The organism is Salegentibacter holothuriorum, assembly GCF_900168045.1.
GTDB lineage: Bacteria > Bacteroidota > Bacteroidia > Flavobacteriales > Flavobacteriaceae > Salegentibacter > Salegentibacter holothuriorum.
Window position 1 is genome coordinate 94,417 of record NZ_FUYY01000003.1, and the last position, 15,059, is coordinate 109,475.

A 15,059-nucleotide genomic window follows, 5' to 3' on the forward strand; every position below is an offset into this window, starting at 1 on the left:
GAACTTACCTTTGCTTTAACTTAAAACTACTACTAATATGCTCATCAACATTCAATTTATAAAAACAAAAGGAAACCAGGATTTAACTGAATTTGTATCAGAACATCTAGATAAATTATCAGAAAAATATGAATGGCTTATTAGAGCCGAAGTTTATTTTAAAGAAGAAAATGATCCTACAGGAAAGTCGAAAATTTGCGAAATAGAGCTAAGTGCTCCAGGACCAAGAATTTTTGCTTCCTCTACAGAAGAAAGTTTTGAATTAGCCATCAAAAAGACCATCTTCGAACTGGAACAGCAACTTAAAAAACGTAAAGCTGTTTTTGTAGCCCATTAGGATGCTTGCGGAGACTGTTTGAAAATTAGGAATTTTATCATTCTTTTGGGTAAATTTCAATACCCCCAAGTTGAAGTTTAATTATTTTAAACAGTCTCTCTTTTTTAAAAGATCAAATTCCTAAACTCCCAGGCTTTATAGCTAAAGAAGATTAAAAAACCTACCGCTACTACCAATTCCATAAAGGTAGAAGCAAGTAAGCCAATAAAAGATCCGTAGGCTGCCCGCAAAGCCGATTTAGAATCAGATTTATTAATTATTTCTCCAATAAATGCTCCGGCAAATGCTCCTATTATTATTCCTAGCGGAATTGGGACGAAAATCCCTATTACCAAACCAATAGTAGCTCCCCACATTCCCATTTTACTACCACCGTACCTTTTAGTTCCCATTGCCGGAATAATAAGCTGTAAGGCATAAATTATTGCAGCAAGAATAAAAGCGATTCCCAAAACCCAGTAATTTATTGGCACTGATGGTGCTAAATAAAGTAGTAGTAACCCTAGCCAACTAAGCGGTACCCCGGGCAATACCGGTAAAAAGCTTCCCAGGATCCCCAGGATCATTAAAACCGCTCCAACTCCAAATAATAGTAGATCCATAGTGCATTTATATAGTTTGATGTTCAAATATAGATGAATTTTAAAGAATTTTTCAACTAAAAGATTAGGTTAAACTAAAATGTTAGTTTATATTAGCAGTGTTGAATTTGAATTTTACGTCATCCTGAACTTGTTTCAGGATCTAGTTGCAATTCATCCTAGAAGCTGAAATGAATTCAGCTTGACGTGTAATAAGAATTAAAGATTTGGATATAGATTCCCGCCTGCTGGGGAATGACAAATGAATATAATAAGAGATTTCCGCCAGAGTTTATCCCGATTTCTAGAGGGACGGAAATGACAAACATTAACTATGAAACAACTAACCAAAGCTGAAGAAGAGATTATGCAAATTCTCTGGAAATTGGAGAAAGCTAATGTCGCTTCTGTTATCGAGGAAATGCCCGAGCCTAAACCGGCTTATAATACGGTTTCTACCATTGTGAGAATATTGGAGGATAAAGGTTTTGTAGATCACGAAAAAAAGGGAAAGGGTTATTTATATTTTCCGCTTTTGGCGCGTGAAACTTATAGCAATCAAAGCATCAATAAACTGATGAACAATTATTTTAACGGCTCCTTTAAAAGTATGGTTTCCTTTTTTATGAAAAAGAACGATATGAACACTAAAGACCTGGAAGCGATTTTAAAGGAAATCAATAAAAAAGAGCAATAATGTTACAGTATATAATTCAGGCGGTATTGTTCCAACTCGGTTTTTTGCTGATGTATGAACTACTGCTAAAAAAAGAGACGTTTTTTACGATAAATCGGCTGTATTTATTAGTAACACCGCTAATTTCACTATTGCTGCCTTTATTGAAAATTGAAAGTTTATCGGCTCTGGTGCCGGCAGAATCTATTTCTGCACTTTCACAGGTTTTGCTCCCCGAAGTTTATATTGGCGGTCAACCGGAGAATATTCAGCAATTACCTGCTGTAAATGTAGTGCAGGAGCAGGGATTACAAATAAACTGGTGGTTGGTTACCTATGTTGCGGGTGTGATACTTAGCCTGGTTTTATTGCTGAAAAAATATCAAAACTTAAATCACTTATTTCGTTTCCGAAGAATTTCTGAAGATAAAGAGCTTCGAATTATTGAGGTTCCTAACTCTAAAATTGCCTGTACCTTTTATAAAACCGTGTTTTTAGGCGATAAATTATCTGAAGCCGAAAAACAACAGATTTTATCTCACGAGTTGGTTCACGTCAAGCAAAAACACAGCCTGGACCTGGTGTTTTTTGAAGCCTTAAAGATCTTATTTTGGTTTAATCCTTTGGTATACATCTACCAAAGTAGAATTGCCGCTTTGCACGAGTTCATCGCCGATGCAAACGTGGTTCAAACTACAACCAAACGCAGCTATTATGAACAGTTGCTAAACACCGCGTTTAACACGCAGAACATTTCATTCATCAATCAATTTTTTAATCATTCATTAATCAAAAAACGAATTATTATGTTACAAAAATCAAGATCAAAAACAATTGCGAAATTCAAGTACTTACTAGTGCTCCCCTTACTTTTTATAATGCTGACTTATGTGTCGTGTTCTGAAAATAGAGAAGGAATAGACGATAATCAGTCAATTTCTGAACAATTAGCAGAAATTAAAATGGCTATTGAGGATGGTAAGAAATTATCTGATACTGAAAAGCAACAATTATTTGAAATTGTGGATGCGATGGTTCAAAATGAAAAAGGCTCAACGCCACCGTCACCTCCATTACCACCTTTTGAAAAATCAGCAGAATTAGGAGATAATTCGAAGGCTGTTCCTTTTGCAGTAATCGAAGAGGTGCCGGTATTTGCTGGTTGTGAGGACTTAAGTTCTAACGAAGAAAGAAAAGATTGTATGAGTCGCCAGATTTCACAATTTGTAAATATGAATTTTAATACCAATTTAGGTAAAGAATTAAACCTAAAAGGTGTAAACCGCATCATTACCCAATTTAGAATAGATGAAACCGGAAAAGTAGTAGATGTAAAAGCGCGAGCTTCACATCCAGCTTTACAAGAAGAAGCCATTCGGGTAATTTCTGAAATTCCACAGATGCAGCCGGGAAAACAAGATGGTAAGGACATAAGTGTTATGTATTCTCTTCCCATAGTTTTTCAAGTAGGTAGCAGTGAATAGAGTTAGTTTCATAATTATATTAATCTTAGCCTTTAAAGCCGAAGCTCAAACTTCGGCTTTGGCTGTTTCAGACAGTTTATATGCCGTGGGAGAATATGCTGAGGCTATTAATAAACTTCAGGAAATAACTTCTCAAACAGAAAAAACCTACTTAAATCTGGCTAAAAATTATGCGGCCAGCAGGCAACCCGAAATCGCCCTGAAAAACTATAAAAAAGTTTTAAGTCAAAATCCCGATCGCGTTTTAACCGCGGTAGATTATGGTGAGTTACTGGTAAAAACCGGGAAGCTGGGAGCAGCAGACAGTCTTTTTAAAGATTTATCTGAAAAATATCCTAAAAATGCCAGTTTTAAATTTCAGCAAGGTTTAATTAAAGAGAAATTAAAAGAGAGTACTGCAATGGGGTATTTTATGCATACGATGATACTGGATACCACGCACCAGGGAGCACTTTATAAACTGGCAAAAGATAAATTGAGAAATAGGCAGTATACCATGGCGGAACATTTTAGTAAGCAAGGGCTTCGTGCCAATGCGAATAATGCTTCTTTGCTTTCTATCCTGGCCCAAACCTATTCATCTTTAAAATTGTATAAAGAAGCGATTCCACATTATGAGAAAATTATTGAACTGGGAGAGGATACCGAATTCATCTATAATAAACTAGGTTTTGCATATTACAGACTTGGTGAATATAGAAAAGCCATAGCGATGTATAAAGCAGCTTTGAATTTTGAAGACCGAAATTCGGCTACACATTACACGCTCGGGAAATTATATGTTTTAATCGGGGATCTAGATAAGTCTGAAACTCACTTATTGATGTCAATTCTTATTAAAAAACAACCTGTAGATGCCGAGTTTTTTAGTCTTGGCCTTACCTACAAAATGCAGGAAAAATATAAAAACGCACTGGAATACTTTAATAAAGCTTTGGATGAAAATCCCGATCACGAAAGAGCTTTGTATGAGCGCGCCGTAGCTGCCGATAACTATATGGCCAATGATGAAACCGCGATAAGATATTACCAGGCCTATTTTAATAAATATGAGAATATAGGAAACGATGGGATGCTTTATCGGGCAAAAACCAGGATTAGTGATCTAAAAGAAAAAATACACTTAGCTGAGAATTAATTTAATTTTCCAACATAGAGCATTTGGAATTATTCAATACAGGCTTATTCAAACTCTTTCAATTTGGATATCTCGCTTTATTTCAACGTCATTACGAACAAAGTGAAGTAATCTCTTCATTTGAAAACACTTTAAATTAACACCTATGAAATTTAAAATTACTATATTTTTCTTGAGTCTTTTAGTTTCTGTTTCGGCATTTGCACAAGAAGTTTTTGATATTAATGTTTTTGTAGACGCCGATAAAAATATCTATTTGGAAGAGCAAAAGCTGAGCATGAGCGAACTTTTAGAAGAAACAAAAGCTTTGGTTTATAAACAGTCGGCGATGAAATATAACCGGCTTGTATATAATATTTATGCAGACAAAAACCTGAAACACGGTTTTATTATGGATATAAATCATCAACTTTTACGAGCCGTGGAAGGTTTGAAATCAAAAACGAATAAATATCATTTGGAGTATGAAAGTCTGGATCTTGATGAGGCTGCGTGGCAGTTAGAGATAAAGGCTTTAAAACTGGAAGCAATAGAAGATTAGGTTTTTAATTACACTAAGCTTTCTCCTAATTTTCCTTACTTTTGCTTAAAGTCCAAGCGCATTTGCCAATGAAAAAAGCTTTACTCGATAATCGAGATTTAAATGCTCTAATATCTGTTTTTAGATTTAAGCCTTATTTCTATAATAATCTCTTGAATTTGTTTCGGCGTGGTTTACTTGCAATTGCTGTTTTAGTAATTTTCTCCTGTAATTTTGAGACCAAGAAAATTTCTTCAGAAGAAGTGCTGGAGCTGGAATCCCAAACGCTTAATTGGAAAGAGGTAGACGAATACCCGGCTTTTGAAGACTGCCAGGACGAAACTGAACTTTTGGCGGCGCGGGAATGTTTTGAGCGGGAAGTCGCTGAAAATATCTACGCTTATCTTTCTAAACAGCAGCCGGTAGTTACAGAGTCTATAGACGATACGCTTTATCTTTACCTGGAAATAAATAGTTCTGGGCGTCCCGAGATAGATTCGGTTAAAATAGATTCTACCTTAAACAACCAATTACCTGAGTTACGATTGTGGTTAAACCAAAGTATAGATTCTCTTCCAAAAATTTATCCGGCTAGTAAACGCGGTGTGCCGGTTTCTACCGTTTTTAAAATGCCAATTGTTATTAAAGCTGAGTAAAAGCCCCCTAACCCCCGAAGGGGGAATTTCAAAATCTTATTTTGACTGTTTATTCAGGTCATTTCTAGGTTTTTGTTATATATGTATTTTACTAATACTATTACCTCTGAATAGTTTTAGTTCCTGTTTAAAACAGGCCGAAATTAAATAAACTGTTATGAAAAAGGTAGAGGTATATGTTGAAAAGACAGAGGACGGGACTTATTGGGGAAGCACTCAAAATCTCCCTGGCGGAGTAAAGCGATTCACGAATTAGGTGAAGATCTTTTTTCAGTATCAATTTAATTCCCGATCACCACATTCCACTTTTTTACCGACCAACTTTTAATAAGTCCGTTTTTTACATAGGGATCATTTTGAGCAAAAGCTTCCACAATTTTCTCACTGTCGGCTTTAAAAACCAATACTGCTTCGTTTGCCGAATCGATGGCGCCTCCAAGTATTAGATAGTCTTCATTAAAATATTCGGTGGCGTGATTTAAGTGTTCTTTTCGGTATTTTTCTCTTTCCTCCAGGTAATTTTCAGCGGTGGTATAATCTAAAATATAATAATTCATCTTTGCTTTTCAAATTGTCTTCCTTTCCAGGAAAAGTCCGAAAATAGGGATTTCACTGCTATATAAGTGCTAAAGAAAGGATAAAAGATACTGCTCCAAAAATAACTTCGCAATACTGTTTCTCGCTGAAAAAATTTAGCTGAGCTGTAGATTAGTATAAAATCCAGGTTAAATTTCACTAAAAAAATAATCAAAATAGGTTCGTAAGATAAGAGTTGAAAAAACACTAAAAAGGCAGCGATCACAAGACTTAGGTTCATTAACAGCACGCTTATTCCGGTGAATTTGGCAAATAAACTTTTGTAAGCCGGTGCTTTAGAAGCCCAACGAATTCGTTGTAAAACCAAATCGCCAAAACTTTGTTGAGGTTGGGTATAAACAATGGCTTCCTTACTTTTTAAAAACCCGATTTTATAATTCTCCTGTTGAAATTTTTGAAGTAGAAAAACATCATCACCGCTTGCAATGTTATCATTTCCGGTAAACCCTGAAACTTCTAAAAAGGCATCTTTCTCATAACATAAATTGGCGCCATTGCACATAAAGGCTTTCCCGATACCGAATGCTCCGGCAGTAGATGCCTGAAGACTTAAAATATCTAACTCCTCAAAATTCCTTAAAATATTTTTGCGCTTATTATTTGTGTTTTCTGGAGTAGAAGTAATTAAAGCCACCGGTCCTGCAATAAGTTTGTTTCCGGTTTTAAGGATAAAATCATTATAGCTTTTTAACCAGTTTACAGGAACCTGGCAGTCGGCATCGATAGTTATAATATATTCAAATTTAGCAGAATCAATCGCAGTATTAATCGCATCTTTTTTTGGCGAATTTGAAGAGCGTTGGTTTTCTAAAAGTGTTATATTTAATCCTGAATGATTCTGCTGAAATTCTTGGATAATCTCCACAGAATTATCATCAGATTCATCATTCACCAGGATAATTTCATACTTAGATTTGGGATAATTTACCCTGGCCAGGGAATTCAATAAGTCCGATAAATTTTTAGCCTCATTTCTAAAAGGAACAATAATAGAAAACCGAATTTCCGCAGGTGAATTTTCCGAAGAGAATTCAGGAATTTTTTTCCAGCCGTAAAGCAGCATTAGCATTAAAACCGAATAACAAATACAGATGATAATAAAGATGAACATATTCGGTTTTTTAATTCTTAATTTCCCTGTAAAGTAAATCAAATCACTGTAAATTCAAGAACAGTAGAAAGAGAAAATACCTAAACTGTGGAGTATTTGAAATCTGGCTTAGCGAGTAAGGAAATGAAATTGCTTAGCTTTGCGAAGCTACGTGAAATTAGGTAAGCTTTAATTTGAAACATTTATTTTGAAGAGTGAAAAAATCATTTTAGGAATTGATCCCGGCACCACCATTATGGGCTTCGGACTCATAAAAGTGGAAAATAAACAAATGAAATTTATGCAGCTGAATGAATTACAGCTTAGTAAATACAGCGATCATTATGTGAAACTTAAATTGATTTTTGAACGTACCATAGAGTTGATAGACACTTATCATCCAGATGAAATTGCGATTGAAGCGCCTTTTTTTGGTAAAAACGTACAATCTATGCTTAAGCTGGGTAGGGCACAGGGCGTGGCAATGGCCGCAGGACTTTCAAGAGAAATACCAATTACTGAATATTTACCCAAGAAAATTAAAATGGCAATTACGGGGAATGGAAATGCCAGTAAAGAACAGGTGGCAAAAATGCTTCAAAGTTTGCTTGGTTTGAAATCATTACCAAAAAATCTCGACTCAACCGATGGGCTTGCAGCCGCGGTTTGTCATTTTTACAATTCGGGTAGAACCGAAGTGGGAAAAAACTATTCCGGTTGGGCTGCATTTGTAAAGCAAAATGAGCCACGAGTTCAGCCCCCTAACCCCCAAAGGGGGAAAGCCTCTGGGCTCCCAAAGAAAAAATGAAATCCCCAGTCTAGAAGAAGGGTGTTTATGAATTAATGAAAGAGATTAAAATTTTGAGCGAAAACTTGTTATACGGAATTGCTGATAACTCCTCCCCTTCGGGGAGGCCGGGAGGGGCTGCAGGCTTATACATTCATATTCCTTTCTGTAAGCAGGCTTGTCATTACTGTGATTTTCATTTTTCTACCTCTTTAAAAAAGAAAGGAAAGCTTGTGGAAATGTTATGTAGGGAATTAGTGCTCCGGAAAAATGAACTCAATTCTCCTGAAATCCAGACAATCTATTTTGGTGGTGGTACACCTAGTTTGTTGGAAGCGGATGAACTTCAACAAATTTTTGAGACCATTTATGCGAATTATAAGATTGCTGAAAATCCTGAAATCACCCTGGAAGCAAATCCCGATGACTTAACCCAAGAAAAGTTGAAAATGCTTAAGGCTTCTGAAATTAACCGCTTGAGTATTGGAGTTCAATCTTTTTTTGAAGATGATCTTAAGTTGATGAACCGAGCGCATAACTCCGAGGAAGCATTAAAAAGTATAAAACTAGCTAAATCATATTTCGATAATATTTCTATAGACCTTATTTACGGAATCCCTGGAATGAGTGCGGAACGATGGCAACGAAATATAGAAATTTCACTTGAACTTGGCGTGCCTCATATTTCCAGTTATGCACTTACCGTAGAACCAAATACCGCGCTTCAGAAATTTATTGAAAAAGGAAAAATAAAACAGGTAGATGATGAAGCCGCTAAATTTCATTTTGAAATCCTGGTGGAAACCCTTACTGGAAATGGTTTTGAACATTACGAGTTTTCCAATTTTGGTAAGCCCGGCTATTTTTCAGAAAACAACACTGCATATTGGCTTGGGAAACCTTATTTAGGAATTGGCCCTGCCGCACATTCTTATGATGGAAATTCGAGGAAATGGAACATTTCCAATAACCCACTTTACATAAAAGCACTCGAAAAAGATAAAATCCCACAGGAAACTGAGACCTTATCGCTTTCAGATAAGTATAACGAATATGTGATGACAAGGCTTCGAACAAAATTTGGGGTAGAGCTTGCTGAGGTTTCCAGTAAATTTGGAGAAGATTACAAAGCTCACTTTGTAGAACTTGCAAAGCCGTTGCAAAAGGGAAATTTACTTCAGGAAAAAAATGGGATCTATCATATCACTTCTAAAGGGAAATTTTTAAGTGACGGGATTGCTGCAGATTTGTTTTTCCTGGAATAAGAAAAGCTTGTTTTTGACTTAGAATTTAGAATGTATTCAAAAAAATATAATCGTCAAGCTGAACTTGTTTCAGCTTCTAACATGTTTTAGTTACGAACAACTTAGATCCTGAAACAAGTTCAGGATGACCATTTCATAAGGTTCCAGAAAACCTCATCTTATTCTATTTCCATCATAGGTTAGAGCAAAAAGTTTTTAATACATTTAGCTTGTGAAAACAAGTATAGAACTCAACAAGAAAACATACCAAACCGATCTCTCCAAACCCTTGGATATTTCCATTGGACTAAGGGGCGATGAAAAAAATCCGATAGCGTGGTATTTAGATGCTCCTAAAATAAATCCGGTGAAAGACGGCGATTTCATCGGGAAAGTTTCAGAAGGAGCTTCGGTTAATTTTAATGATATTCAGTTTAATCCGCACGCTCACGGGACGCATACCGAATGTGTGGGACATATTTCCAGGGAATTTTACAGCATCAATCAAACGCTGAAAACTTTCTTCTTTCTTTCTAAATTGATTTCGGTAGAGCCTGAAATAAGAGGAGAAGATAAAGTGATTTCCGAGGCAGTTTTAAAAGAAAAAATTCAGCCTAACGAAACTGAAGCTTTAATTATACGAACGCTGCCCAATTTTAGGGAAAAACAAACTAAAAAATATTCGCATACAAATTGGCCTTATCTTAGCGAAGAAGCTGCAATTTACCTTAGGAATTGTGGCATAAAACATCTGCTTATAGATTTGCCCTCTGTAGATAAAGAAAAAGACGGCGGGAAACTATTGGCGCACAAGGCCTTTTGGGATTATCCGAAAAAAACCCGGTTTGATGCTACCATTACCGAACTGGTTTATGTTCCTAATTCTATTGAGGATGCCAATTACTTGTTAAACCTGCAAATAGCTTCTTTTGAAAACGATGCCAGTCCCTCAAAACCTGTTTTATATAAATTCTTATGAAAATCACACTCAAACTGGAAGAATTGGCCATGCTAGTGCTTGGAATTTTCGCATTTAGTCAATTAGATTTTGCCTGGTGGTGGTTTTTAGTCTTGTTTTTTACACCAGATTTTGGAATGCTGGGATATCTTTTCAATAATGAAATAGGAGCTTTTATTTATAATCTTTTTCATCATAAAGGTCTTGCAATTTTAATATGGTTCCTGGGATTTTACCTGCAAAATGAAGTTTTTCAATTAATAGGTGTAATTTTGTTTTCACACGCGGCTTTTGATCGTATTTTAGGCTACGGGCTCAAGTATGAAAAAGGCTTTAAATTCACTCATTTGGGAGAAATAGGAAATTAATATGGAGTTTTTATTTATCGGGTTGGCCGTGGGAGCGGTTGTGGCTTATTTTATTTTTGCCAGGTTTAATAGTGAGAAATCAAAGCTTAAAACCAACGAGCAGTCGTTGGTGATTATGGATAAAATAAGGAGTGTTTGTAAATTTATAACCGTTGAAGGCGATTTTTCTGAAGTCTATCATTATGAGAATTTAAAGGAAAAATATCTGAGTTTACTTCTGGGAAAGAAAAAAGCTATTGTTTTGGTTAATGCCAAAGCGCACGTGGGTTTTGATCTTAGTAAAGTGCGAATGAATAGCGAAAACGAAAAGAAAACCATTGTGCTCACCAATTTTCCGCAGCCCGAATTGCTTACTGTAGAGACAGATTTTAAATATTACGATAAGCGCGAAGGTTGGGCAAATCCTTTTACCACCTCTGATCTTACCGATATTAACCGGGACGCCAAAAACTATATTGTAGATAAAATTCCGCAAAGCGGACTTTTAGATCAGGCCAGAAAAGAGGCGCTGGACACTATTTTGTTGATGGAAAAAATAGTGGAAACCATTGGTTGGAAACTGGATTATACCGCGCTGACTTTAGAAGATAAAAACCAGGCGAAAATTGAAAAATAGCTTGTGGGAGTACGTCATTCTGAACTTGTCACTTCGAGCGGAGTCGAGAAGTCAGAATCTAAGATGATTATTGTTTTTTCATCTTAATACATACCAGAACATTTTTAAGATTTCCGCCTGCGCGGAAATGACAATATTGCATATGGATATAGAAACGCTAAGAAATTATTGCATCAGCAAAAAAGGCGTGACCGAAGGTTTGCCTTTTGGCCCAGATACCCTTGTTTTTAAAGTTATGGGCAAAATGTTTGCTTTGGCTGGGCTTGATGCGATTCCGCTTAGTGTAAATTTAAAATGTGATCCTGAAAAAGCCATTAGCTTTCGGGAAGCGTACGAAAATAATATTTTGCCCGGTTACCATATGAACAAGCAGCATTGGAACACCGTAATCCTGGATGGTCACTTAAAACCTGACTTTATTTTTCAATTAATAGAAGATTCTTATGAATTGGTAAAGGCAGGATTAAGCAAAAAACAACAACAAGAACTTAAAGATTTAGATGAATAACCCATTAGAATTTTATATAAAGCAGAAAGGAATACACCAACAGGAATTAAGCAAGATCTCTAAAAAACTGCTGGTCTCCAGTTTAATCAGGCTTTGCATTTTTCTCATAATATGTTTTGCGATCTATTATTTCTTCGGAAATATGAACGTGATCGTGCCGGTAATTATTGGCGGGATTGCACTTTTTCTGTTTTTGGTTTCCCGGCATAGCAATCTAAAAGATGCAAGTGATAAACAAAAGGAAATTATCAAGCTGAATGAACTGGAGATTGATATTTTAAAAACCCGAAATTTCCAGGATTTACCGGAAGGAAGCGAATTTAAAAATCCTACACATCCTTACAGTCAGGATATTGATTTATTTGGGCATGGCTCGTTTTTTCAATATGCAAATCGAACCTCACTCTACGAAGGCACCAAAAAACTGGCCGGCATTTTCACCGAAAACAGCATAGAAAATATTCCGCTGAAACAGGAAGCGGTTAAAGAACTGGCAGCAAAACCCGAATGGCGACAGGAGTTTACAGCCTTAGCGGAATTGGTAAAGACAGAAACTCCATCTAAAACGGTAATTAAATGGTTTAAAAATTATAGGAATTTTGTTCCGAATTATATAAAATGGTTGCCTACTGTGTTTTCGGCAATTTCCATTTTAGTGATTGCTGGTTATTCATTTGATTATTTAAAGGGGATTCATCTTTTTCTGTGGTTTTTGGCAGGAATACTCTTTACCGGGATTTACCTTAAAAAAATCAATCTACTTTCGGGTAGCGTGAGTAAAGTTCAGGATACTTTCCATCAATATCATTTTTTACTGGGACTCCTGGAACAGGAAAAATTTTCTTCAGAAATTTTAAAAAATAACCAGGCGCTTATTCATTCAGAAAAGAAAAAGGCTTCTGCCATTTTTAAAGAATTTTCTAAAGCCATTGATTCCTTAGACCAGCGAAATAATATGCTTTTTGGAATTTTCGCCAACGGTTTTTTACTTTGGGACCTTAGACAATGCTATAAACTGGAAAAATGGATTTCGGCGTATCGCCAACACGTAAAAAATTGGTTTGAAGTAATCGAATTTACCGATGCTTATAATTCACTCGGGAATTTTGTGTTTAATCATCCGGCATATGTTTTCCCCGAGATCATAAAAGAAAAAAGAGGAATTTCAGCAACAAAATTGGCACATCCGCTTTTGGATCCTGATAAAAGGATTGCGAACGATTTTTCTATCGGGAATGAAGAGTTCTTTATTATTACCGGGGCCAATATGGCCGGGAAAAGTACGTTTTTAAGAACGGTTTCCCTTCAAATTTTAATGAGTAATATTGGGCTTCCGGTTTGTGCTGAAGCTTGTGCTTATTCACCAATTAAGCTTATTACCAGTATGCGCACCAGCGATTCGTTAAGTGACGACGAATCCTATTTCTTTTCTGAATTAAAGCGACTAAAATTTATTGTAGACGAAATTAAAACCGACCGTTATTTTATTATTCTGGATGAAATTTTAAAAGGAACCAATAGTAGCGATAAAGCTATAGGTTCTAAAAAGTTTATCAGGAAATTGGTGAACTCTAATTCTACCGGAATTATCGCTACGCACGATTTGAGTCTATGCGAAATTACTTCAGAATTAGACCAGGTGAAAAACCATTATTTTGATGCGGAAATTATTAACGATGAGTTACATTTTGATTATAAATTTAAAGACGGAATTTGCCAGAATATGAATGCCTCATTTCTTCTAAGGAAGATGGAGATTGTTGATGATTAAATGCTAGAATTAAGGATTTTGGAACCTTTTCTAAGCTTTAGTTGAGATTATATGGAATGTCTTATTTTCGTCAAGCTGAACTTGTTTCAGCTTCTAACATGATCTTATCAATGCATTAGATCCTGAAACAAGTTCAGGATGACGTGATTAAAAACTTTATTACTATCTAGTTTTTCTTTTGAAAAAGTAGAAGTTACAAATCAGAGAAGAAAAAAGTCATAAATGGATTCACTAACACAAATAGTCTTAGGTGCAGCGGTTGGCGAAGCGGTTCTAGGCAAAAAAGTAGGAAACAAAGCGATGCTTTACGGAGCTATTGCCGGCACTATTCCCGATCTTGATACCTTTGCAAGCGCCTTTACCGATACTATTACCGCGATTGAAATTCACCGTGGCTTTACACACTCCATTGTATTTTCCATACTTTTTGCACCCATTTTTGGATGGCTGATTTCAAAAATAGAAAAGAAAGCTATTGCTAGCTGGCAAAATTGGTCCTGGTTGATGTTTTGGGGCTTTTTTACGCATCCGCTGCTAGATTCTCATACCACCTGGGGCACTCAGTTATTCTGGCCTTTGGAGGTCCGCCTGGCATATAAGAACATTTTTGTAATAGACCCTTTATACACGCTGCCATTTTTGCTGTTCTTAATCCTGGCGATGCGACAAGAGAGAGGAACTAAAAAAAGGAGAAAACTAAATAATCTTGGCCTCTTAATAAGTAGTATTTATTTATTGGTTATTACCCCGGCCTTAAAACTTTACACGTTTAATAAGTTTACGGAAGCTTTAGAAAATCAGGAGATTGCCTATTATAAAATTGAAACCAAACCGTCCCCATTAAATGCTGTTTTATGGTCGGCTAATGTGGAGGTTGATGATGCATATTTAATAGGCAACTATTCAATTTTTGATACACAACCAATAGATTTTGTTAAACATCCTAAAAACCATCATTTGTTAGGTGATTGGATCGAAAAGCGAAATGTAAAACGGCTTATTGATATTTCAGAAGGTTGGTATACCATTTCAAAAAGAGATGGAGAAATCTATTTTAATGATCTTCGTTTTGGAACTTTAAGCCCAATAGCCAGGGTAGATGCCGACTTTGCTTTTAGCTATAAACTGGTTGAAGAAAATGGAGAAATTAAAGCCATAGAAACTGAAAAAACGCGAGGAGATGCAAAGGAATTGTTGTCGCAGCTAGGGAATAGGATTTTAGGGAATTAAATTATTCAAAATCAGGATTTCACGATTGTTTTAATAAAAAAATTGTATATTCTTAAAGCATCATCCAGACGCGCGTCATTGCGAAGGAGGAACGACTGAAGCAATCTTTTCAAATCTTGAGAAAAACTTCTAAATAAAAGATTACCACGCTCCTTCGTCGCTCGTAATGACGAGTAGAAACAATAATCGAATATTATAAGATAATATAGGAGATTCATAATGCTTGGAAGAAAATACCTATTCTGTCAAAATTGTTGTCATTGCGAAGAAGGAACGACTGAAGCAATCTTTTCAGATCTTGGGAAAAACTTCTAAATAAAAGATTACCACGCTTCTTGGCCGCTCGTAATAACGAGTAGAAACGATGATCGAATATTATAAGATAATATAGGAGATTCATAATGCTTGGAAGAAAATACCTATTCTGTCAAAATTGTTGTCATTGCGAAGAAGGAACGACTGAAGCAATCTTTTCAGATCTTGGGAAAAACTTCTAAA

17 protein-coding genes are annotated in these 15,059 nt (G+C 35.9%); 14 read left to right on the top strand and 3 right to left on the bottom strand.

Going from position 1 to position 15,059, the window contains the following annotated elements; genetic code table 11:
• Window positions 1-37 precede the first annotated feature (37 nt).
• Complete coding sequence (locus B5X51_RS08930; RefSeq protein ID WP_079720840.1) at window positions 38-337, top strand: HPF/RaiA family ribosome-associated protein; 300 nt, start codon at window positions 38-40, stop codon at window positions 335-337.
• Between the two features lie 104 nt (window positions 338-441).
• Here the strand turns inward: B5X51_RS08930 and B5X51_RS08935 are convergent, their stop codons facing one another.
• Window positions 442-939 carry a DUF456 domain-containing protein gene (locus B5X51_RS08935; protein ID WP_079720841.1) on the bottom strand — a complete coding sequence of 166 codons (498 nt, stop codon included), beginning with the start codon at window positions 937-939 and terminating at the stop codon, window positions 442-444.
• Window positions 940-1,252: 313 nt separating this feature from the next.
• On the opposite strand from B5X51_RS08935, the gene B5X51_RS08940 reads away from it, so the two are divergent.
• From B5X51_RS08940 to B5X51_RS08960, 5 genes are all read left to right on the top strand, one after another.
• On the top strand, window positions 1,253-1,615 hold the full coding sequence (locus B5X51_RS08940; RefSeq protein WP_079720842.1) for a BlaI/MecI/CopY family transcriptional regulator: 363 nt from the start codon (window positions 1,253-1,255) through the stop codon (window positions 1,613-1,615).
• The gene (locus B5X51_RS08945; protein ID WP_079720843.1) at window positions 1,615-3,078 is read left to right on the top strand and encodes a M56 family metallopeptidase; all 1,464 of its coding nucleotides are present in this window, start codon (window positions 1,615-1,617) and stop codon (window positions 3,076-3,078) included. Before B5X51_RS08940 ends, B5X51_RS08945 begins: the two co-directional genes overlap by 1 nt.
• Window positions 3,079-3,136: 58 nt before the next feature.
• On the top strand, window positions 3,137-4,216 hold the full coding sequence (locus tag B5X51_RS08950) for a tetratricopeptide repeat protein (protein ID WP_245828727.1): 1,080 nt from the start codon (window positions 3,137-3,139) through the stop codon (window positions 4,214-4,216).
• Between the two features lie 145 nt (window positions 4,217-4,361).
• Window positions 4,362-4,757: an ExbD/TolR family protein gene (locus B5X51_RS08955; RefSeq protein WP_079720845.1), complete on the top strand. Its 396-nt coding sequence runs from the start codon at window positions 4,362-4,364 to the stop codon at window positions 4,755-4,757.
• 68 nt (window positions 4,758-4,825) lie between these two features.
• Complete coding sequence (locus tag B5X51_RS08960) at window positions 4,826-5,392, top strand: hypothetical protein (RefSeq protein WP_245828728.1); 567 nt, start codon at window positions 4,826-4,828, stop codon at window positions 5,390-5,392.
• A 281-nt stretch (window positions 5,393-5,673) separates the two neighbouring features.
• Here the strand turns inward: B5X51_RS08960 and B5X51_RS08965 are convergent, their stop codons facing one another.
• Both B5X51_RS08965 and B5X51_RS08970 read right to left on the bottom strand, forming a co-directional pair.
• Window positions 5,674-5,949: a YciI-like protein gene (locus B5X51_RS08965; protein ID WP_079720846.1), complete on the bottom strand. Its 276-nt coding sequence runs from the start codon at window positions 5,947-5,949 to the stop codon at window positions 5,674-5,676.
• A complete protein-coding gene (locus B5X51_RS08970) occupies window positions 5,946-7,100 on the bottom strand; it encodes a glycosyltransferase family 2 protein (RefSeq protein ID WP_079720847.1) in 1,155 nt (384 codons plus the stop codon). Before B5X51_RS08970 ends, B5X51_RS08965 begins: the two co-directional genes overlap by 4 nt.
• Window positions 7,101-7,287: 187 nt before the next feature.
• On the opposite strand from B5X51_RS08970, the gene ruvC reads away from it, so the two are divergent.
• The 8 genes from ruvC to B5X51_RS09010 all read left to right on the top strand — a co-directional run bounded on the left by ruvC (window position 7,288) and on the right by B5X51_RS09010 (window position 14,561).
• The gene (gene ruvC, locus B5X51_RS08975) at window positions 7,288-7,887 is read left to right on the top strand and encodes a crossover junction endodeoxyribonuclease RuvC (protein WP_079720848.1); all 600 of its coding nucleotides are present in this window, start codon (window positions 7,288-7,290) and stop codon (window positions 7,885-7,887) included.
• Between the two features lie 35 nt (window positions 7,888-7,922).
• A complete protein-coding gene (gene hemW / locus B5X51_RS08980) occupies window positions 7,923-9,131 on the top strand; it encodes a radical SAM family heme chaperone HemW (protein ID WP_079720849.1) in 1,209 nt (402 codons plus the stop codon).
• A gap of 211 nt (window positions 9,132-9,342) precedes the next feature.
• Window positions 9,343-10,089, top strand: a complete 747-nt coding sequence (locus B5X51_RS08985; RefSeq protein ID WP_079720850.1) for a cyclase family protein — start codon at window positions 9,343-9,345, stop codon at window positions 10,087-10,089.
• Entirely contained in the window at window positions 10,086-10,436 is a 351-nt protein-coding gene (locus tag B5X51_RS08990) for a DUF4260 domain-containing protein (RefSeq protein WP_079720851.1), read from the top strand. The genes B5X51_RS08985 and B5X51_RS08990 overlap by 4 nt, the downstream gene beginning before the upstream one ends.
• Before the next feature lies 1 nt (window position 10,437).
• Complete coding sequence (locus B5X51_RS08995) at window positions 10,438-11,052, top strand: DUF4230 domain-containing protein (protein WP_079720852.1); 615 nt, start codon at window positions 10,438-10,440, stop codon at window positions 11,050-11,052.
• A 142-nt stretch (window positions 11,053-11,194) separates the two neighbouring features.
• Window positions 11,195-11,560 (top strand): MmcQ/YjbR family DNA-binding protein, encoded by a 366-nt coding sequence (locus tag B5X51_RS09000; RefSeq protein ID WP_079720853.1) that lies wholly within the window; start codon window positions 11,195-11,197, stop codon window positions 11,558-11,560.
• The gene (locus B5X51_RS09005; RefSeq protein ID WP_079720854.1) at window positions 11,553-13,331 is read left to right on the top strand and encodes a MutS-related protein; all 1,779 of its coding nucleotides are present in this window, start codon (window positions 11,553-11,555) and stop codon (window positions 13,329-13,331) included. Before B5X51_RS09000 ends, B5X51_RS09005 begins: the two co-directional genes overlap by 8 nt.
• Window positions 13,332-13,553: 222 nt before the next feature.
• Window positions 13,554-14,561, top strand: a complete 1,008-nt coding sequence (locus tag B5X51_RS09010; RefSeq protein WP_079720855.1) for a metal-dependent hydrolase — start codon at window positions 13,554-13,556, stop codon at window positions 14,559-14,561.
• Window positions 14,562-15,059 lie beyond the last annotated feature (498 nt).